We start from the raw sequence: 21,179 nt of genomic DNA, 5'->3' as shown, positions 1-21,179 counted from the left end.
TCCTTGCACATTTTGCACTGTGATTGACGCAGCAGCGGCGCTCGTGCGCCGCCGCATTCATCTTAGCCCAATTCCGCCAAACGCGCGAAGGCGGTTTTAATCTTGGCTTCTTCTTCCTCACGGGCCGCAAGGTTTTCGCGGGCCTCCGCGACCACATCTTCGGGGGCGCTTGCCACGAATTTGGGGTTGTTCACGCGGCCCTTCAGCCCGCCGATTTCTTTGGCTAACTTATCCAGCAGCTTTTGCAAGCGCGCCTTTTCCTCGGCCACATCAATCAGATCAGCCACGGGCAGGCCGAACGTGCCGCCCTCAACCGCAACTGTGACCGCCCCTTTGGGCATGGTCTGGGTATGGGTCAGCTCCGAGATGCGGGCAAGCCGTTCGATCATCGCTGCGTTATTGTCCCACGCGGCCTGACCGCGCGCATCGAGATCAAGCTGCAGCAATTGCACCTTAAGCCCCACAGGCACATGCATTTGCGCGCGCACGGAGCGGATTTCTTCGATCAGCGAAATCACCCAAGTCATCTCGCGTGCGGCCTCGGCATCGACCAATTCCGCGCCATAGTCGGGCCAATCTGTATGCACCAGCATCTTGGGGCGATCTGCAATCTCGCCCCACAGGTCTTCGGTGATGAAGGGCATTGTGGGGTGCAAAAGGATCAGACATTGGTCGATCACCCATGCCATGGTCGCGCGGGTTTCGGCGATGACAGCCGCGTCATCAGAGGCAAAAAGCGGCTTGGCGAATTCGACATACCAATCGCATACCTTGCCCCAAACAAAGGCATAAAGCCCGTTTGCCGCATCGTTGAACCGATATTGCGACAGCGCCTCGTCATGGGCCAAACGCGCCTGCGCGGTTTCGCCGATAATCCATTTGTTTACAGTTTGACTGACCGATTTTGGATCAAACCCTGCAAGAGGTTTGCAATCGTTCATTTCCGCAAACCGCGCGGCGTTCCACAGTTTCGTGCCGAAATTGCGATAGCCTGCGATGCGGTCTTTCGACAGTTTCAAATCGCGCCCCATCGCGGCCATGGAGGTCAGCGTAAAGCGCAGCGCATCCGCGCCAAATTCGTCAATCAATTCGATGGGATCAAGCACGTTGCCGATGGATTTCGACATCTTGCGCCCCTTTTCATCGCGCACCAGCGCGTGGACGTAAACGTCACGGAAGGGGATATCATCGACCACAGCCAATTGCATCATCATCATCCGCGCAACCCAGAAGAAGATGATGTCAAAGCCCGACACGAGCGTTGAGGTCGGGAAATAGCGTTCCAATTCTGGTGTCTTTTCAGGCCAGCCAAGCGTGCCAATGGGCCAAAGGCCAGAGGAGAACCAAGTGTCGAGAACATCGGGGTCGCGGGTCAGGGATTGTTCGCCTGCCATCGCCTGCGCTTCCGCCTCTGTTGGGGCGCAATACATTCCGCCTTCGTCATCATACCACACAGGAATCTGATGCCCCCACCAGAGTTGCCGCGAGATCGTCCATGGCTCGATATTCTCAAGCCAGTGGAAATAAACCTTGCGGTGTTGTTCGGGCATGATCCGCGTGCGGCCCGTGCGAACGGCCTCTAGCGCGGGTTCCACGATTTTGGCGGTGTCAACAAACCATTGGTCGGTCAGCATCGGTTCGATCACGACCTTTGAGCGATCCCCAAAGGGCTGCGTGATGGTCTTTTCTTCGACCAAAGGCACCAAGGCATCAGCGCCCTCTGCATCCGCTTTCAGCGCGGCTTTGCCAAGGCGGGGGTCATCGGCGCGTGTCATCACGGCCAGACCTTCGGCGGTGATTTCGGCCATAACCGCATCACGGGCGGCGTAACGCTCCATCCCGCGCAGATGGTCGGGAACAAGGTTCAGCGCGTCCACTTCGGCCTCGGTCAGGGTCCTGTGCCCATTGGCCACTTCTTGCGCAATCTTCGCGGCCTCGGCATAGGCTGCGCCATCCGCGCGCAGATGCGCGCGTGTGTCCATCAGGCGATAGCAGGGGATATTGCCCCGCTTGGCCACGGCGTAATCGCTGAAATCATGCGCGCCCGTGATCTTGACCGCGCCCGAGCCGAAATTGGGGTCAGGATATTCATCCGTGATGATCGGGATCAGGCGGCGATGTTCCTTTGGCCCGACAGGAATTTCGCAGAGCATCCCCACGATTGGCTTGTAGCGTTCGTCATCGGGATGGACGGCCACCGCGCCATCGCCAAGCATGGTTTCAGGCCGTGTGGTGGCAATCGAGATATAATCGCGCGTCTCGCGCAAGGTGACGTTTCCGTCCTCATCCTTCTCGACATATTCATAGGTGGCCCCACCCGCGAGCGGATATTTGAAGTGCCACATATGGCCTGTTTGGTCGATATTCTCGACCTCAAGATCGGAAATCGCAGTCTCGAAATGCGGGTCCCAGTTCACCAACCGCTTGCCGCGATAGATGTAGCCTTTGTTATACATATCGACAAAGACCTTGATCACCGCATCATGGAAATTGCCCTCTTCGCCTGCGGGCGCATTGGGTGCGCCTGACATGGTGAAGGCCTCGCGTGACCAGTCGCAAGAGGCGCCAAGGCGCTTGAGCTGTTCGATGATCGTGCCGCCAGATTTCTTTTTCCACGCCCAAACATGGGAGAGGAATTCCTCGCGGCTCATATCGCGGCGCGCTTTGCCCTCCTTGGCCAATTCGCGCTCGACCACCATTTGCGTGGCGATGCCCGCGTGATCGGTGCCCGGTTGCCACAGCGTGTCAAAGCCGCGCATTCGATGCCACCGCAAAAGCACATCTTGCAGCGTGTTGTTGAACGCATGGCCCACATGCAGCACGCCCGTCACATTGGGGGGTGGGATCATGATGCTAAACGCCTTAGAACCTGCTTTGGCATTGGCCCCTGCCTTAAAGCATTCCCCTGCTTCCCATTTCGCGGAAATCCGCGCTTCGGCTGATTTTGCGTCGAATGTCTTTTCCATTTGATCTGCCTTCGGGCTGCATCTGCGTGTGGGTTCTCAGTGCCTCCCTTACCCAATGGGGCGGGTGAGGCCAAGGGGCAAGGGGGCGCTTCTCTACGGGAAATCGTGAGAAAGCGGCGGGCGAGACTGGACAGATCGATCTGGCCCGCTACTGTGCGACATAAGCGAAGGCGCGTTTCGCAGGTCAGCGCCATGTCAGTAGGAGGGATCATGAAACAGTTTGGATCAAGCCAATCAGTGAAACGCCTTGAAGATGCTCGTCTTTTGACGGGGCAGGGGCGCTATATTGATGATATTGCGCCAAAGGATGCCTTGGTGGGGTTCGTGCTGCGCAGCCCTGTTGCACATGGCACTATCACCACCCTTGATCTCGATGCCGCGCGTGCCGCGGATGGGGTGCATATGGTCATCACGGGCGCTGATATCGAGGCGGCGGGGTATCTGAATGCGATGCGCTATGTCACCGTGAAAAACGGCGATGGCAGCGATGCGGCTGCCCCGCGCCGCCCCGTCCTGACCACCTCGCGGGTGCGGTTCGTGGGCGAGGCCGTGGCCTTTATCGTGGCAGATAGCCTTGCGCAGGCGCGCGATGCGGCTGAACTGATCGAATTGGATATTGATGACCTGCCCGTGAAATTAGATCTTTCTGCAGGCGGCGCGGCGCTGCATGACGAAGCGCCCGATAACGTGGCCTATAATTGGGAACATGGCGATGAGGCGGTTGTCAAAACTGCGATGGCACAGGCTAAACATCGTGTCAGTCTGCGCATCGAAGACAACCGGATCATCGTTAATTCAATCGAGCCGCGTGGGTGCTTCGCGGAACCGCAGGGTGAGCGTATCCATCTGGGCGTAAATGGTCAGGGGGTCTGGGGCACCAAAGGTGATCTATCCAAATTCTTTGGCATTGATCCTTCGCACGTCCGTGTGACCACGCCCGATGTAGGTGGCGGGTTCGGGATGAAGACCATGGGCTATCCCGAATATTTCCTAACCGCGATGGCCGCCCGCCATCTGGGCCGCCCTGTGCGGTGGATGTCCGATCGCACTGAGGCCATGTTGGCCGATAACGCGGGCCGTGATTTGGTCACAGTGAGTGAGCTTGGCTTTGACGAGAATTATCGCCTCGTGGCCTATCATTTGGACAGTTGGTCAAATCTTGGGGCCTATGTCTCGCAATATGGGCAGCTGATCCAATCAAACCTATTCGCCCGCGTTTTGACGGGCACCTATGACATTCAAAATGTGTTTTTCCGCAACCGTGCGGTATTTACCAACACCGCGCAGGTCGATGCCTATCGTGGGGCGGGGCGCCCTGAGGCGATTTTCTGCCTTGAGCGCAGCATGGATCACGCTGCCCGCGTCTTGGGGGTGGATCCCGCCGAATTGCGCAGGCGCAATTTCATTCGCCCCGATCAGATGCCCTATCGCACTGCAACGGGGGAGCTATACGATGTGGGCGAGTTTGGGGCGCTTTTGGATCGTGCTTTGGAAAAAGCGGATCTGTCGGGCTTTGACGCACGCCGTGCGGCCAGCGCCGCCAAGGGCAAACTGCGCGGCGCGGGGATTTGTTACTATATCGAGTCAATCCTAGGCGACCCCGATGAGCGGGCCAAGATCGAACTCACTGATGCCGGCGCGCGCGTTTATGTCGGGACGCAATCAAACGGGCAAGGCCACGAAACGGTCTATCCGCAGCTTGTCCATGATCAAACGGGCCTTCAGCTTGAGGCGATTGAGATCGTGCAGGGTGATAGTGATTTGATCGAAATGGGTGGCGGCACGGGTGGATCGCGCTCGGTCACTGTGCAGGGCATGGCGCTGCGCGCCGCAGGTGATAGCCTCATCGGTGGCTTGCGCGATTTCATGGCGGATCATCTCGATGCGGATGATGTCAATTTCGATGCCGATGAAGGTGTCTTCCGTGCGCCTGGCTCAAATGTGGTGGTTACGCTCCTAGAGGCTGCAGAGGCCGCGCGCGGTGCGGGCCGTGCTGATCTGTGTGTGGTGCAGGAATATGTCAAACTGCCCGGGCGTTCCTATCCCAATGGGTGCCATATTGCTGAGGTCGAGATTGACCCCGAAACGGGTGTGATGGCCGTGGATCGCTACACTGTGGTAGATGATTTCGGAAATATGATGAACCCAATGCTGGCCGAGGGCCAAGTGCATGGTGGCGTTGCGCAGGGGATTGGTCAGGCGGTTTGCGAGCGCGTGGTTTATGACGCAGATGGTCAGCTTTTGACAGCAACCTTCATGGATTACGCGATGCCGCGTGCCGATAATATGCCCTTTATCGGCTTCTCCATTCGCCCTGTTCCTTCAACCGCGAACCCATTGGGGATGAAGGGCTGCGGCGAGGCAGGCACAGTGGGTGCGTTGGCGGCAGTTTCGAATGCGGTCAATGATGCGCTTGCGGATATGGGGGCCAAGGTTGAGATGCCCTTTACCCCCGCCCGCCTGTGGGAGGCCATCGAAGCCACCCGCGCGATTGCGGCAGAATAGGGTTATGTCCCGCGTGGTTTGGCCCGCAGGGTTGGGTCAGCCGCGCGTGGATCTTCGGGCCAAGGGTGGCGGGGATATTGCGCACGCATATCCTTGCGCACATCCGCATAAGAGCCTTCCCAAAATTGCGGCAGATCTTGCGTCACCTGAATAGGGCGCTGCGCAGGAGAGAGCAGCGTGAATTTAATGGGCAAGCGATCTGGCCCTATGCGCGGATGCTCGGTCACGCCAAAGACCTCTTGGATGCGCAGTGCAATGGCGGGTTGAGCATCTCCGTAGTCAATCGCGACTTGCCGCCCCAAGGGGGTTGTCCAATGCGCAGGTGCAAGACGATCAAGCTCGGCCAAGGCCTCATATCCCACCAACAGCTTTAGCCCCTCGCTTGGATCGAACCGCCCCAGATCATCCGCAGTGCGCGCGGTGCCGAGGAAGGGCAAAGCCCAATCTTCAAGCCGTGCCAAAAGCGCCTCATCGCTGACATCGGTCAAGCCCGCGAATGCAATGCGCGCCCGCAGAAATGTTGCGCCGCGTGTCCACCCTAACGCATTTAGGCCAAGGTCGCGAATACCCGCGCAGAGGGCTTTTGTAACCTCCTCGGGGTTTGGCTTGGGGTCATGCCTCTCGTCTAGGATGAGTGCGCCAAAGCGTTCTTGCAGCTTGGTTTCAACGCGCCGCAGGCGCGGGTTCCAGTCGCAAATCTTCTGCCATGCAATTTGATCGCCATAGATGTCGCGCAACTCGGCTTCGGTCAGGGCAAGCGCGCCCCTGATCCGGGCTTCGCGCGGGTTGCCATCAAGGTCACTGGCAACAATCAAGCGCGCGCCTGCCAATTCATCGCCTGCGTCAAAGATGGCACCTTTTCCGCCTGACAGAATGTATCGCGGGGCATCTCCCTTGCGGCGCATCCCGATACGGTCGGGATAGGCCAAAGCCAGATATTGGGCGTCACTTAACGCGCGACCTGTGGCCAAGGGTTTGAGGCGCGCCATTTCAAGACGGATACGCGCAAGGGGAGGGGATTTTCCTGCAGGGCCATCCAAAAGGCGCAGACGCAGCTTCAGATCACTTTGCGAAGTTTGCCCCTGCAGGGGGTCACGCTCGCCCAAAAGGGCCGCAATTCGGGCGGCGCGCGCATCCCCAGACAACAGCATATGCGCGAGACGCGGGTGCAAGGGCATTGCAGCCATCGCGCGCCCGTGAGTCGTGATCCGCCCTTCGGCGTCCAAACCCCCAAGCCCCTGCAACAAGGCCCGCGCCTCGGCCAGAGCGCCCAGAGGGGGCTGTGTGAGAAAAGCCAAGCCATCCGCGCTGCCCCAAAGGGCCAATTCCAATGCCAAGCCTGTCAAATCGGCGGCCTCGATTTCGGCGGGGGGGAAAGCGGGTAGCGCGCCTTCGCTGCCCTTCGTCCAATTTCGATAACAAATGCCTGCCGAGACACGACCCGCGCGGCCACGGCGTTGATCCGCCTCGGCGCGGCTGACGGGTTCGGTTACAAGCCGTGTCATGCCTGAGGCGGGGTCAAACCGCGCGCGCCTGGCGCGGCCACTGTCGATGACCACGGATATATCCGCAATGGTCAGTGAGGTTTCAGCGATGGATGTGGCAAGCACCAATTTTCGCGCACCATCTGCCTCGGGGGTAATGGCCGCACGCTGTGCGGCCAAGGGCATTGCCCCATAAAGTTGATGCAGGCGAATATCGCGGGGTAAATCAAGCAGGGCTGCGGTGCGCGCAATCTCGCCTTGACCCGGCAAAAAGGTCAAGATGCCCCCCTCCGTTTTGTGCAGGGCCTGCAGGATCAGATCGGCCATCGCGCGCTCAAGCCGCGTCTCTTTGGGTAGGGGGGCGGGCAGATGATGGGTCACCACCTCAAAGGCTTGGCCCGCTGATGTGACAAGGGGCGCGTCATCAAGGAGTGCCGCCACGGGGGCCGCATCCAATGTGGCCGACATGACCAAGATCTTTAGATCTGGCCTAAGCGCGCCGCGTAATTCCCAACTCAAGGCAAGCCCAAGATCAGCATTGAGCGACCGCTCATGGAATTCATCAAAGATGATCGCGCCAATTTCAGGCAGGTCAGGCGCGTCTTGGATCATGCGGGTGAGGATGCCTTCGGTCACAACCTCAATCCGCGTGGCAGGGCTTGTTTTGCTGTCGCCGCGCATGCGGTAGCCGATGGTCTGCCCCACCCCCTCGCCCAAGGTTTGCGCCATGCGTTCGGCAGCGGCACGCGCGGCCAAACGGCGGGGTTCAAGCATGAGGATACGACCCTGCACCGCCCCCGCCTCAAGCAGGGCAAGGGGCACACGCGTGGTTTTGCCCGCGCCAGGCGGGGCCTGCAAAACGGCGCGGCCTGCGCGCGCAAGGGCGGCGATCAGCTCGGGCAGGATATCATCAATCGGCAGGCGCATGGGGCGGCAAAAGTCTTTCGGGGTGGACGTAGCTTGGCCGAACAGGCAGAAAAGCCCTTGTAAGGTCAAGGAGTAATCAGTCCCGATGACGGCAGAATTGGATATTCTCGATCTCAAGGATCGGATTTTGGCGGGTGAACGCCGTGCGCTTGCCCGTGCCGTGACCTTGGTCGAAAGCAGCCGCGCTGATCATCGTGCGCAGGCGGCCGCACTTTTGGACGCGCTGCGCGGCCATGGGCGTGAGGCGCTGCGCATCGGCCTCTCGGGCACGCCCGGTGTAGGGAAATCCACCTTTATCGAGGCCTTTGGGATGATGCTGACCGATGCAGGGCTGCGCGTGGCGGTTTTGGCGGTTGATCCAAGCTCTGCGCGCTCAGGCGGGTCAATCTTGGGCGATAAGACACGGATGGAGCAGCTCTCGCGCGTGCCTTCGGCCTTTATCCGCCCCTCCCCCAGCCAGGCAAGCCTCGGCGGTGTGGCGCGCCGCACCCGCGCGGCGGTGTCGCTGTGCGAGGCGGCGGGGTTTGATGTGGTCTTGATCGAGACAGTGGGTGTGGGCCAATCCGAAACGATGGTGGCCGAGATGTGCGATCTTTTCGTGCTGCTTTTGGCGCCCGCGGGCGGGGATGAATTGCAAGGGGTCAAGCGCGGGATCATGGAAATCGCCGATCTGATATTGGTGAACAAGGCTGATGGTGATTTGCGCGCCACCGCCACCCGCACAGTTGCCGATTACGCAGGCGCGCTGCGGCTGTTGCGCAAACGCCCGCAAGACCCCGAAGGGTTCCCCAAGGCACTGGCCGTTTCTGCCGCGGAAGGGGCAGGGATTGAGACAGCATGGGCCGAGATGCAGAACTTGGCGCAGTGGCGAAGGGAGGCGGGCATCTGGGAAGAAACCCGCGCCACGCAAGCGGCTCATTGGTTCGAGACAGAATTGCGTGAGGGGTTATTGGCGCGGCTGCGCGAGGATCAAACGATCCGCGCCGCCATCGAGACCCGCGTGCGTGATGTCGCAGAGGGTAAAATCAGCCCCGATGCGGCGGCGGCGGAGATTTTGGGAAAAATGGCCCCTTAGGCCGTTTTCCGCATGAGCGCGCCTTTGGCGATCAACAAAAGCAAAGGCAGGCCGTGCATCACTGATCCAAGAAACTCCGCAGCTTCCTGCTCCGCGAGGGGTGCTTCAGCTTCCGCAGGGCTTTCGCCTCGATCTGCCTGATCCGCTCGCGGGTCACGGAAAACTGCTGTCCCACTTCCTCGAGCGTATGGTCGGTATTCATCCCGATGCCGAAGCGCATCCGCAGCACGCGTTCCTCACGCGGCGTGAGCGAGGCCAGAACGCGGGTCGTGGTTTCCTTCAAATTTTCCTGAATGGCGCTGTCCAACGGTAGCACGGCGTTCTTGTCTTCGATGAAATCGCCAAGCTGGCTGTCTTCTTCATCGCCAATCGGGGTTTCCAAGGAAATAGGTTCCTTGGCGATTTTCATGACCTTGCGCACTTTCTCAAGCGGCATTTGCAGCTTTTCGGCCAATTCCTCGGGCGTGGGTTCGCGGCCGATTTCGTGCAACATCTGACGGCCTGTGCGCACCAGTTTGTTGATCGTTTCAATCATATGCACAGGGATACGGATCGTGCGGGCCTGATCCGCAATCGAACGCGTGATCGCCTGCCTGATCCACCATGTCGCATAGGTCGAGAATTTATAGCCGCGGCGATATTCGAATTTATCCACCGCCTTCATCAGGCCGATATTGCCCTCTTGAATCAAATCCAAGAATTGCAGGCCGCGATTGGTATATTTCTTGGCGATGGAGATCACGAGGCGCAAATTCGCCTCGACCATTTCTTTCTTCGCCTGACGCGCTTCTTTCTCGCCCTTTTGAACTTGGTTCACGATGCGGCGGAATTCGCTGATATCAAGGCCGACATATTGGCCAACTTGGGCCATATCGGCGCGCAAGTCTTCGACCTTATCGCGGGAGCGTTCCATCATGGCTTGCCACCCACGGCCAGGTTTTTCGGCCATGCGATCCACCCATGTGGGGTCAAGTTCATAGCCGCGATAGGCCTCGATGAATTCATGGCGATTGATACGGGCCTGATCGGCCAGTTTCACCATGGCGCTATCGATCGACATGATGCGGCGGTTGATGCCGTAAAGCTGGTCAATCAGCGCCTCGATACGGTTGTTGTGCAGGTGCAGTTCATTCACCAATTCCACAATCTCGCCGCGCAGTTTTTGATAGGTGGCCTCATCGCCCGAATCAAAGCTCGAATCTTCATTCAGCGTGGCCGAGATACGCTTGTCCTGCATTTCGGCCAGATAGATGTAATCATTGGCGATACGATCTAGGGTTTCCAAAACGCGTGGCTTAAGCGCGGCCTCCATCGCGGCCAAGCTCATATTGGCTTGATCGTCCTCGTCCTCGTCATCATCGCGGGCGATTGGGTTCCCATCCGCGTCTAATTCTGGTTCGTCACTCTGGTTCGATGCAGCACTGCCGCTGTCGCGGTTGTCGCCATCCAAACCACCAACCACGGGTGCTTCATCATCTTCTTCACCGATTGAGCGGCCAAATGTGGCGTCTAGGTCAATCACATCGCGCAGAAGAATATCTTCTTCTAGCAATTCGTCCCGCCAGATGGTGATCGCCTGAAAGGTCAGGGGGCTTTCACAAAGCCCTGCGATCATGGTGTTGCGGCCCGCTTCAATGCGCTTGGCAATCGCAATTTCACCTTCACGCGAGAGCAACTCAACGCTGCCCATTTCGCGCAGATACATCCGTACAGGGTCATCTGTGCGATCCAGTTTTTCGGTCTCGCTGCTGGCCAAGGCCACTTCGCGCGAGGTGGAGGTTTCCACCAACTCACCGCCTGAGGATTTGTTTTCCTCGTCCTCGACTTCATCATCTTCGATGATATTCACGCCCATCTCAGACAGCATCGACATGACATCTTCGATCTGTTCAGAGGAGACCTGTTCAGGCGGCAAGACAGCGTTCAATTGATCATAGGTGATAAAGCCACGCGCGCGGGCCTCGGCGATCATTTTTTTGACGGCAGCTTGACTCATATCTAGACCGATTTCGGTCTCTTCGCCTTCGGGTTTGCCGTCATCGCTGTCTTTGGCCATCGGCGATTATCCTTTTCGTTCAAGCTCGGCCAAGGTCGGCTGACGCTTGCACCTGAAATCATTGTAGTGCGAATCAGTGATTCGCAAAGCGGATTAACGTTTTTTCTTCTCCCACACGCGCTCCTCTATCAAGTGGCGCAGGCGGTTTGAATATGCAGATGTGTCTTCACTGGCATCCGCTTGGTCGTTTCTTTTCGGCTTTGTGGCTTGTTGTAACGTCTTTAAGGCCTGAGTTAAACGCCATGACAGGTGCGGATCGTCTTCGGTGCGATCCAACCCCTCAAGCGCTTCGGCCATTTCATGGTCGATCCCATGCCACGCGGCCAGTTTCGCGAATTCCTCCGTGAGGCAGTCTCTTGCTTTGTCTTCCGCGCCCTGCGATAAAATGGGCGGTGTAATGCGCACATGGCCCATTGAGAGCAGATTTTCAAGAAGGGGAGATAACCCAAAAGCCTCTAATTCTTGGTTAAGGCTTTCTTTGTCACGGCATCGCGTCCCCAAAAGATGCGCACTCAGGCGGCGATATTCCTCCAGCTCAGGGTGTAGTCGGTCAAGCTGCGGCTCAAAATGATCGAGCAAGGCGGGGTAAAGACACAACAACGCCAAGATGACCGACCAACGCAGATCTTTTTCGCTAATTGCCCCTGATGCGAGGGCCGAGGCAAGGGTTTCCGCCAAAGGTTCGAGAGGGAGGTCAGGGCGCATAAACCCAGCCTTGCGGGGGCTGCGGGCTGTTTTAGGTGCTGCCGGACTCTGCCGTTTTTGGCGGAACAGCTGCCATTTGAGGTCTTTGAATGCTGTATCGTAGTGGTGGCGTAAATCAGGATCTTGGATCTGTGCCGTGGCGCGGCGCAGCGATTTGTCCAATTCGGCGCGCCGTTCGGGGCTGTCAAAAACACGGCCTTCGGTTTCGCGCTGCCACAAGAGGTTGACCAAGGGCTGCGCCCCGTCAATCAGGGTTTGCATTGCGCCGCGCCCTTTGGCACGGATCAGATCATCAGGGTCTTGGCCCTCAGGAAGGATGCAAAACCGCAGGGATTTTTGCGCACCCAACATGGGCAGGGCTAGATCAATCAGGCGCATTGCGGCGCGCAAGCCCGCCTTATCCCCGTCAAGGGCGATGATCGGCTCGGGCGAAATGCGCCACATGAGGTGCAATTGATCGGCGGTGATGGCGGTGCCAAGCGGGGCCACCGCCGCCTCAAACCCTGCACGCCATAGCGCGATGACATCCATATAGCCTTCTGCCACGATCAAAGGCTGGCCCTTGCCCGCGGCTTCGCGGGCGGGGCCGTGATTGAACAAGGCGCGCCCCTTATCGAACAGAGGTGTCTCGCGACTGTTGAGATATTTGGCGCGTGCGTTCGGATCCATCGCGCGCCCACCAAAGCCGATGCAGCGCCCGCGCGGATCACGGATGGGAAACATGATCCGATCTCGAAACGCATCATAGGGCGCGCCACCGTCATCGGGTTTGCTGGCAATCCCTGCGGTGATGATATCCTCGGCAGCGATACCTTTGGCCTGCAATGCCTCAAAGGCCCCGCGCCGTGCTGATGGGGCAAAGCCGATTTCAAACCGCGCAAGCGTGGCTTCATCTATGCCCCGCTTTTCAAGATAATCCCGCGCGTCACGGGCCGCAGAGGATTTCAACTGTAGCTTATAGAATTGCACCGCCGCCTCGGTGGCCTGTGCCAATTTCTCGCGCGCGTCTGATTTTTCCTGTGCGCGTGGATCTCGTTCTGGCATGGGCATACCTGCCTCACGCGCAAGGATTTCAATTGCCTCTATGAAGCTGACATTTTCAGTATCTTTCACAAAGCTGATTGCATCGCCTTTGGCCTGACAGCCGAAACAATAATAAAACCCCTTGCGATCATCGACATGGAAGGATGCGGTTCTCTCTTGGTGAAAGGGGCAAGGGGCCCACATATCCCCCTTGGCTGCATTGGATTTGCGGTTATCCCACGTGACTTTGCGCCCGACCACCTGCGACAGCGAGATGCGGGTGCGCAATTCATCCAAAAATCCAGGCGGTAAACTCATGGGGCGAGTATCTGCGCGAACGCAGGCGCTGTCCAGATGCCGCCGCGCGATCCTCTGTGGAGAACCCTGTGGGCAAATTCACAGCGCGGCTGATCTGCGCGCGGCCACCCCTTGCATTGCATGGGTCAGTTCGGTCAGGGCTGATTGTGCCATGGATCGCATCACAAATATCTCGATGTGATCTCCGTCATCGGCTGTCACAAATAGCGCATCAATATGGCCCAATAAACTGCGCGCAGAACGCCGTGGCCCGAAGGCGGCCGGGCGCAGATCCAAAGGACAAAGCCGCGCCAAAACCTCGGCCAGATCAGGCCCTGTCAGCGTGAACCGCGCCAAAGCTCCGCTTTGATCTGCCAAAAGCGCGTAAGGTGCCAAGGGAGCAAGGGGGGCTGAAGCCCCCAAAAGAAGCGCATGATCTAGCCCGTTCCAAATCAGCCGCAGTGTGTCGTTTGTGACGACCTCACTAGGCGCAGGAAATTTTAGGCCCAAATCAGATTTCAGGATCGTGTTCACCGCATCAAGGCAGTTTGGATGGGGCAAGAGTGCCGTGATGTTTTGGGGGGCATCAATGCTGAGCTGAATCGCGCCATGAGAGATTTCACTGGGGCCCGTTACAACTGGGGCTAGGGAAAGATCAGTCACGCATCCGCCCTCCGTCAGGGTCAAAGAAGACAGGCGGGCAAATCTCGCAAAGGGTTTCTTGCCCGCGTAGATGATCAACCATTTTCACCTGATCCCCATGTCGTGCGCGCCCATCCACAAAGAAGCCAAGTGCGATTGGATGGCCCAAGGTTGGCGAGAAACAGGCGGAAGATACGTAGCCTTTTGAGGTTTCCCGACTGGGTTTTGCATCGGCCTCGAACAAATGCCCGCCTGCAAGAATTTTTGATTGGCCATCAACAGGGCGCAACCCGATTAATGCGGGGCGCGCAGGGTCAAGCAACCCTTCGCGCGCCGCGCCTGCACGGCCGATGAAATCACTTTTCTTCTTGGACAATAGCCCCGCCATGCCCAAGTCACCCGCGGTCATGCGGCCATTGATTTCGGCATGGGTTATAAAGCCCTTTTCAAGACGCAAGACATTGAGGGCCTCGACCCCATAAGGCCCGCCCCCCATGGCTTCGGCGCGGGTCATAAGCGCGTCATAAAGGCTTGCGCCATAGCCCACGGGAACCGCGATTTCATACCCTTCCTCGCCTGAGAAAGAGATGCGGAAAATGCGGGCAGGCACGCCCAAAACATCCCGCGCGACCCATCCCATAAAGGGCAATTCATCGCGGCGCAGGTCTGTGGTCAGACCCGCCACAAGGTCAAACGCCTTTGGCCCTGCCACCGCGAATTGCGCCCAAGCCTCTGTTGTAGAGGTCAGGCTGAGTTTCCAATTAGGGCAAAAGACCTGCGCTACAAATTCCAGATGCGCCATGACCTCGGCTGCGGCGGCAGTGGTCGTGGTGATCACATAGTCATAGGGGCCTACCCGCGCGCAGGTTCCGTCATCCATAACAAACCCATCTTCGCGCAGCATCAAACCATAGCGCACACGCCCCTCTGGCAGGGTCGACATCATATTGCTGTAGACAAAATCAAGGAACCGCGCGGCATCAGGGCCAGACACGGCGATTTTGCCCAAAGTGGAAACATCGACAACACCGACCGCATTGCGCACATAGCCCACCTCGCGGTTGCAGGATTGCAGCCATGTTGTCTCGCCATTTTGTGGGAAATAGGATGCACGATACCACAGGCCCGTGGCCACCATCGGGGCATTGCGGGCAACACTTGCTGCATGGCTGGTGGTCAGGCGTTCCGGTGCAAACCCTTTGCCTTGCGCGCCCGCGCCAATCGCACCAAGGGACACGGGCACAAAGGGCGGGCGATAGGTTGTTGTGCCAGTCTCGGAAATTCCACGACCCGTGGCATCTGCCAAAACCGCAATCGCGGTCGTGTTTGAACTGCGTCCTTGATCGGGCGCCATTCCTTGGGTCGTGTAGCGCTTCATATGTTCGACCGATTGATACCCTTCTTGCGCGGCAAGGCGGATATCTTTGGTGGTCACATCATTGGCAAAATCAATCCATGCCCGCTTTTTGCCAGAAACCACCCAATGGGGCCTCGCTGTCTCGCGCGAAGCGGGGGCGGTTGGGCAGGGCGTATGAGGGGCCGTCAGGCCCAATTCGGACAGGGCATTGATCGCCGCTGCAAACCCCGAGGTGAAACACTCGGCAGTGCTGAAATATCCTGCAGCACTGCCTGCGTAATGCAGGGCAGGCACCGCGCCCTCAGGGGCAAGAAAACAGGATTTCTCCGCGTTCCAAATTGCGCGGGCGCCCATATGGCAGGCAAGGTGAATATTGGGGTTCCATCCCCCAGACATTCCCAAAGCGCCTATGTCCATATCGGTGGTTTTTCCCGCGGCATCACGAATGGTTATGCCCGAGATACGCGTTCGGCCGCGTGTCGCCACGACCTCCGCACCACGATAAAGGGGATAATCGCCAAGCGCAGGCGCATCGCTGCGCGGATCGATGACGGCGGCAAGGGTTGCCCCCGCGGCCTGCAAGGCAAGCGCGTCGCGATGTCCTTGATCCGTGCTGACAAACAGCGCGATTTTGCGCACTGGCAAGACGCCGTAGCGGTCGAGATAGAATCGCATTGCGCCTGCCATCATAATGGCGGGGCGGTCATTGTCTGCAAATGCGATGGGCCGTTCAACAGCGCCTGTGGCCAAAATCGCAGCGCGCGCAGTGATGCGCCAGAAACATTCGCGTGGCACAGTGCCATTCGGGGCGTGCTCAAGTCCCACGCGCTCCATCATGCCATAGGTGCCACCATCATAGGCCCCCGTGACTGTGCAACGCGGCATGATCCGCACATTGGGCATGGCAGAAAGCTTGGCCGATATCTGCGCGAGCCAAGTTTGCGCAGGCATATCGTCAATCGCAGCATCCTCAAGCCAAAGCCTGCCGCCGAGTTCTGTGTTCTCGTCAACAAGGATCACATCCGCGCCCGCCTCAGCCGCGACAAGGGCGGCAGTCAGGCCCGAAGGGCCAGCGCCAATGACCAGAAGATCACAATGCCCAAAGGCCTTTTCAGATGGTTCTGCCTGCATCTCGCGGGACAAGCGGCCCAAACCCGCTGCGCGGCGGATCAGGGGTTCGTAAACCGCTTCCCAAAAGCGGCGCGGCCACATGAATGTTTTGTAGTAAAACCCCGCGCTTAAGAAGGGCGCGGCCAGATCATTCACGGCCAAAAGATCAAACCCAAGCGGCCCAAGATGGTTTTGACTGTTCGCAACAAGCCCCTCATAGAGGGATTGCATTGTGGCGCGTGTGTTTGGGATTGCGGCCCCATATGGCCCGCGTGACAGTTCAACCAAGCCGTTTGGATCATCCGAGCCTGCCGTCACGATCCCGCGGGGGCGGTGATATTTGAAACTGCGCCCGACTAATGCGACATCATTGGCCAGAAGGGCAGAGGCAAGGCTATCGCCCTCGAACCCCTGATAGGTTTTGCCGTCAAAGGTAAAATTGAGCGGCTTGTCGCGATTGATCCGTCCTTTGCCCTCAACCCGCATGATCTTGCCCTCGATCGCGTAGCAACTGTGCCCCTAGGATGGCGTGGCTGACTGTGTTTCGAGTGACAGATATCCACACCCCGCAGCCGTGTGCATGGCGCCAAATCTCAACGATTTGGCCCGGTTGATTGTCTCGCAAATGCAGATAGCTGTGCCACGCCGCCACGCCCGCCTCAGCCGCAGGGCGATCTGCATATGTAATATCGCCTTTGGGACGAAATTCGCGGCTGTCTCTTTCGCCGCAAATGGGGCAGGGGATACGCATAACCGTCTCGATCTCTAATGCAAATTATGTTGGCTGCCGCGGCCTTCTTCATCCATGAGGCCCCGCCCCGTCTCAAACCGGTCGAGGCGAAAGCGCTCGGCGCTTTGATGCGGCTGATCTGTGGCCATAAGATGCGCGAAGGCATAACCTGATCCCGGCACAGCCTTAAAGCCGCCATAACACCACCCACAATTCAAATAGAGGCCCTCTATCGGGCTTTTGTCGATAATGGGGCTGCCATCCGAGGACATATCCATAATCCCGCCCCAAGAGCGCAGCATTTTGGCCTGTCCGATCATCGGCATGAGCGTCATGCCTGTTTCCACCACATGCTCTGCGGTGGGCAGGTTCCCGCGCGAGGCATAGGATGCATAAAAATCAAGGTCACCGCCAAAGACCAGTCCGCCCTTGTCAGACTGGCTGATATAGAAATGCCCCATGCCATAAGTGATCACATGGTCAATTGCGGGCTTTAGCCCTTCGGTGACAAAGGCCTGCAACACATGGCTCTCAATGGGCAAGCGCAGGCCTGCCATTGCGGCCACCTGAGAACTGCGTCCCGCCACCACAACGCCAATCTTGCGTGCGCTAATTGCACCCCGCGTGGTTTGGACACCCGTGACGCGGCCCTGATGCACATCAATCCCTGTGACTTCGCAATTCTGGATGAGGTCTACACCGCGTTGATCCGCCGCGCGGGCATAGCCCCAAGCCACCGCATCATGCCGCGCTGTGCCGCCGCGTTTGTGGTAGAGCCCGCCAAAAATTGGGAAACGTGTTTGATCATAATCGAGATAGGGGATTATGCGCCGCAATTCATCGCGATCCAACAAGATCGCATCATCGCCTTGATTGATCATCGCATTCCCGCGCCGCGCAAAGGCATCACGTTGCCCGTCTGAATGGAACAGGTTGATGATGCCGCGCTGGCTGTGCATGACATTGTAATTCAGGTCTTGCTCTAGCCCTTCCCACAGTTTCAGGGAATGGCTGTAAAATTGAGAATTGCCTTCAAGTAGGTAATTTGCGCGCACAATGGTGGTATTACGACCGATATTGCCACCGCCCAAATAGCCCTTCTCAAGCACGGCAATATTTGTGATGCCATGATTTTTGGCGAGGTAATAGGCGGTTGCCAGACCGTGGCCGCCACCGCCAATGATAATCATGTCATACTGCGCTTTTGGAGCAGGATCGCGCCACGCGCGCGTCCATGATTTTTGTCCTAGCAATCCTTCGCTGATCACACGAAGGCCTGAATAGCGCATCTGACCTCTCCCTTTGTCCCTAGGCTCACCCTAGGGCAGCAGCGCAGAAGGGTTTCGTCAAGTTGCGACAAACTCAGGTATTTTGCCGACCTCTTTCGGGGGCGGCCTCGCGCTTTAGGATGCCGCCTCCAAATCCCGCTCCGCCAATATGATTTTGATCAAATCGGCCACAGCTTTGGCTTCGCCTGCCGAAGTGACGCCGCCAACGGCAACAGATTTCCCCCAACGCCGCCAAAGACCAGGGGCATAAACGCGTCCCCCTTCCTCGGGTTTGTGCAAAAATACGATAAAGCCCCCCGCCGGCTTCATCGCTAGAAACCCACGATCCACGCTTTCGACATTGTCGATATGGAACAACACGCGGCCATTTTCTTCGCGCAGACATTCGCGGGTCAGGATCAGCTTATGCGATGAGGCTTTCCACAATTTATAGGCCATCCCCAATGACCCCAAGCCAAACACAATTAATAGCAAGAGCCAGAAGAGATGTTGGGGCGGGTTTGTGGCCGCAATCATGATCAGCAGAAACCCCAGGCCACCCAAACAAAACACCGCAAAGCTGCGGCGGGCAATATTGGGGGCGATATAACCGATAATCTCGTCTGGGGCGCGTTTCTTGGCCACGAAGCATTCCTTTCGCTGAAATCTGCTCCTTGCTCATACATGGAATATTGGCCCTCGCAAAGATGCACATCTTTTTGCGGATTTGTGCAGATTGTCATGGTGGGGGCTGCGCACTAGTTTGATCCACAACGCGACCCTGCAGACCGTGTGGGGCATAAGAAGGAGAAAGCTCATGTCGATCCGTCCTGTTGTAGAAGAGCGCAGCGCAAAGCCCACTTTGGAAGGGGCAGGGGTGCATTTGCACCGTGCCTTTGGCTTTCACGATCCAACCGAACTTGACCCGTTCTTGTTGTTTGACGATTTTCGCAACGAAGACCCCGCCTATTTCCAGAAAGGGTTCCCGTGGCATCCCCATCGTGGGATCGAGACCATCACCTATGTGCTGGCAGGCACGGTTGAGCACTCAGACAGCCTTGGCAATACTGGCAAATTGGGGGCAGGTTCGGTGCAATGGATGACTGCAGGGCGGGGTATCTTGCACCAAGAAATGCCGCTCGGAAACGCCAAAGGACAAATGCACGGGTTTCAGCTGTGGGGTAATCTGCCATCATCTATGAAAATGACGGATCCGCGCTATCAAGACGTAGCCGCGCAAGAAATTCCAGAGGTGATTGATGACGATGGCACCCGTGTCAAAGTGATCGTTGGAGAATTTTGGGGCAAGAAAGGCCCCGTTGATGGCATTGCTGCTGATCCCCAATATTTGGATGTTTCGATCCCTGCGGGCGTGAAGAAAAACTTCCGCATCGACACCTATCGCCGCGCCTTTGCCTATGTCTTCGAAGGCCAAGCCGCGTTCGCAGATGCAAGTCAACCCACAGGCGTGCTTTTGGAAAAAGAGGTCATGGGGCAAGAAGTGAACATTCGCGATATGTCTGGCGATCGCACGTTGATCCGATTTGGCACAGGCGATGAGATCACCGTGCAGGCGGGGCCTAAAGGTGTGCGGTTCCTTCTGATCTCAGGCGCACCGATCGAAGAGCCTGTCGCGTGGCATGGGCCAATTGTGATGAACACCCAAGACGAAATCCGCCAAGCAATTGCGGATTTGCGCAATGGCACCTTTGTGGCGCCCGCACATTAAGTCACCTTTCCAAGGGGCGGGGGATCCCCTAAAAAGCGGCCTATGTTGAACATTGTCGAACATGGCACGCCGCAGGATCGCCCGCCTCTTTTGATCGCACATGGTCTTTATGGATCAGCGCGCAATTGGGGTGTGATTGCAAAACGGGTCGAACGACATTGCCTCACCGTTGATATGCGCAACCATGGCGCAAGCCCATGGTATGACAGTCACAGCTACCCTGATCTGGCCAATGATCTGGCCCAAGTGATCGAGGCGCATGGCGCCTGTGCCGATGTGGTTGGCCATTCGATGGGCGGCAAAGCCGTGATGATGTTGGCACTGAAGCGGCCCGAATTGATCCGCCGCGCCGTGATCGCGGATATTTCCCCAGTGACCTATGGCCATTCGCAACAACCTATGATTGATGCCATGCGCGCGATCGATCTCAGCGCGGTTGCGACGCGCGGGGATGCAGATCGCCAATTGCAGGCCCATGTGGACGATGCAGGGGTTCGCGCGTTTTTGCTGCAATCTCTGGACGCTAAGGGACAGGCTTGGCGTCTAAATTTAGATGTTCTCTCGCGCGAAATGGCGAAGATCACAGGCTGGCCTGAGGGGGATCTTACCCCCTTTGACGGTGATATCTTGTTCCTATCGGGTGGGCGTTCCGATTATGTTCTACCCGAGCATCGCCCCTCCATTAAGGCACTATTTCCCAATGCGAAATTCGCCAAAATTCCGCAAGCTGGGCATTGGCTCCATGCTGACACTCCGCGGGAATTTGTGGAAAGCCTTAAGGTGTTCTTGGGCTAACCTGCGCGTTTCATGCGCTGCATGATATTGGTCTTCCAGACAAATTGATGCATCAATACCGCGCCCACATGCACCAAGGCCAAAAGCATGAGAAGCGACTTGAGAACCTCATGCACCTCGGCGCTCGCCTTAATCTGACCACCCCATGCCAGTATCCCTGTGATCGGCAAGGCCAGCATCAGCGCATAAAATGCCCAATGGGCGGTATGGGACAGCCGCGCGAAAATCGTGGGTTCTTCGGCGGGGGCATCAGGCGCGCCGCGCCGCAGGCGCAGAACAAGCCGCCAGATCACCAAAAGCAGCACTATAATCCCCGGAATGGCGTGGCTCGCCCATCCCAAGGATTGCGCGTAAACGCCTGTTTCAAGCGCCTGCTCATAGGCCTCTTCAATGCCTTCGTGGTAGACGAATTGATAAATGATGAGGGCGGCTATCCCCCAATGCAGCGCAATCTGTGTGCCGCTATAGCCCAGTGGTTTTGACATCTCTTTTCTGTTCCGATCAGGTTGA

14 protein-coding genes are annotated in these 21,179 nt (G+C 57.7%); 4 read left to right on the top strand and 10 right to left on the bottom strand.

Features of this window, described 5'->3' with window-relative positions:
- Positions 1 to 62 precede the first annotated feature (62 nt).
- Positions 63 to 2,966, bottom strand: coding sequence for a valine--tRNA ligase (locus AAC632_RS01300; RefSeq protein ID WP_340298495.1), 2,904 nt, complete (start codon positions 2,964 to 2,966; stop codon positions 63 to 65).
- A 210-nt stretch (positions 2,967 to 3,176) separates the two neighbouring features.
- Between AAC632_RS01300 and AAC632_RS01295 the strand changes: the two genes are divergently transcribed.
- Positions 3,177 to 5,471, top strand: coding sequence for a xanthine dehydrogenase family protein molybdopterin-binding subunit (locus AAC632_RS01295; RefSeq protein ID WP_340298496.1), 2,295 nt, complete (start codon positions 3,177 to 3,179; stop codon positions 5,469 to 5,471).
- A 2-nt stretch (positions 5,472 to 5,473) separates the two neighbouring features.
- Here AAC632_RS01295 and hrpB read toward each other — a convergent pair whose 3' ends face one another.
- A complete protein-coding gene (gene hrpB / locus AAC632_RS01290; protein ID WP_340298497.1) occupies positions 5,474 to 7,882 on the bottom strand; it encodes an ATP-dependent helicase HrpB in 2,409 nt (802 codons plus the stop codon).
- 85 nt (positions 7,883 to 7,967) lie between these two features.
- Here hrpB and meaB point away from each other — a divergent pair, with 85 nt between their 5' ends.
- On the top strand, positions 7,968 to 8,957 hold the full coding sequence (gene meaB / locus AAC632_RS01285) for a methylmalonyl Co-A mutase-associated GTPase MeaB (RefSeq protein WP_445322666.1): 990 nt from the start codon (positions 7,968 to 7,970) through the stop codon (positions 8,955 to 8,957).
- Positions 8,958 to 9,015: 58 nt separating this feature from the next.
- On the opposite strand, the gene rpoD is transcribed toward meaB, so the two are convergent.
- The 7 genes from rpoD to AAC632_RS01250 form a co-directional block, all read right to left on the bottom strand.
- Positions 9,016 to 11,013, bottom strand: a complete 1,998-nt coding sequence (gene rpoD / locus AAC632_RS01280) for an RNA polymerase sigma factor RpoD (RefSeq protein WP_340298498.1) — start codon at positions 11,011 to 11,013, stop codon at positions 9,016 to 9,018.
- Between the two features lie 93 nt (positions 11,014 to 11,106).
- Positions 11,107 to 13,059, bottom strand: a complete 1,953-nt coding sequence (dnaG, locus tag AAC632_RS01275; RefSeq protein ID WP_340298499.1) for a DNA primase — start codon at positions 13,057 to 13,059, stop codon at positions 11,107 to 11,109.
- A gap of 78 nt (positions 13,060 to 13,137) precedes the next feature.
- Positions 13,138 to 13,701 (bottom strand): sarcosine oxidase subunit gamma, encoded by a 564-nt coding sequence (locus AAC632_RS01270; RefSeq protein ID WP_340298500.1) that lies wholly within the window; start codon positions 13,699 to 13,701, stop codon positions 13,138 to 13,140.
- Entirely contained in the window at positions 13,694 to 16,633 is a 2,940-nt protein-coding gene (locus AAC632_RS01265; protein WP_340298501.1) for a sarcosine oxidase subunit alpha family protein, read from the bottom strand. Before AAC632_RS01265 ends, AAC632_RS01270 begins: the two co-directional genes overlap by 8 nt.
- Positions 16,623 to 16,898 carry a sarcosine oxidase subunit delta gene (locus tag AAC632_RS01260; protein WP_340298502.1) on the bottom strand — a complete coding sequence of 92 codons (276 nt, stop codon included), beginning with the start codon at positions 16,896 to 16,898 and terminating at the stop codon, positions 16,623 to 16,625. The genes AAC632_RS01265 and AAC632_RS01260 overlap by 11 nt, the downstream gene beginning before the upstream one ends.
- Before the next feature lie 14 nt (positions 16,899 to 16,912).
- Positions 16,913 to 18,166 carry a sarcosine oxidase subunit beta family protein gene (locus tag AAC632_RS01255; RefSeq protein WP_340298503.1) on the bottom strand — a complete coding sequence of 418 codons (1,254 nt, stop codon included), beginning with the start codon at positions 18,164 to 18,166 and terminating at the stop codon, positions 16,913 to 16,915.
- Positions 18,167 to 18,280: 114 nt separating this feature from the next.
- On the bottom strand, positions 18,281 to 18,790 hold the full coding sequence (locus AAC632_RS01250; protein ID WP_340298504.1) for a hypothetical protein: 510 nt from the start codon (positions 18,788 to 18,790) through the stop codon (positions 18,281 to 18,283).
- Positions 18,791 to 18,962: 172 nt separating this feature from the next.
- On the opposite strand from AAC632_RS01250, the gene AAC632_RS01245 reads away from it, so the two are divergent.
- Entirely contained in the window at positions 18,963 to 19,874 is a 912-nt protein-coding gene (locus AAC632_RS01245; RefSeq protein WP_340254420.1) for a pirin family protein, read from the top strand.
- 42 nt (positions 19,875 to 19,916) lie between these two features.
- Positions 19,917 to 20,669, top strand: coding sequence for an alpha/beta fold hydrolase (locus tag AAC632_RS01240; protein ID WP_340298505.1), 753 nt, complete (start codon positions 19,917 to 19,919; stop codon positions 20,667 to 20,669).
- Here the strand turns inward: AAC632_RS01240 and AAC632_RS01235 are convergent.
- Positions 20,666 to 21,154, bottom strand: a complete 489-nt coding sequence (locus AAC632_RS01235) for a cytochrome b (protein WP_340298506.1) — start codon at positions 21,152 to 21,154, stop codon at positions 20,666 to 20,668. The genes AAC632_RS01240 and AAC632_RS01235 overlap by 4 nt on opposite strands.
- Between the last annotated feature and the right edge of the window lie 25 nt (positions 21,155 to 21,179).

Origin of the sequence: Roseobacter sp. HKCC-CH-9351, from assembly GCF_037830295.1 — a bacterium.
Lineage (GTDB): Bacteria > Pseudomonadota > Alphaproteobacteria > Rhodobacterales > Rhodobacteraceae > M30B80.
Note: the sequence above shows the minus strand (reverse complement) of the source record. Positions and strands in the feature narration are given on the sequence as shown.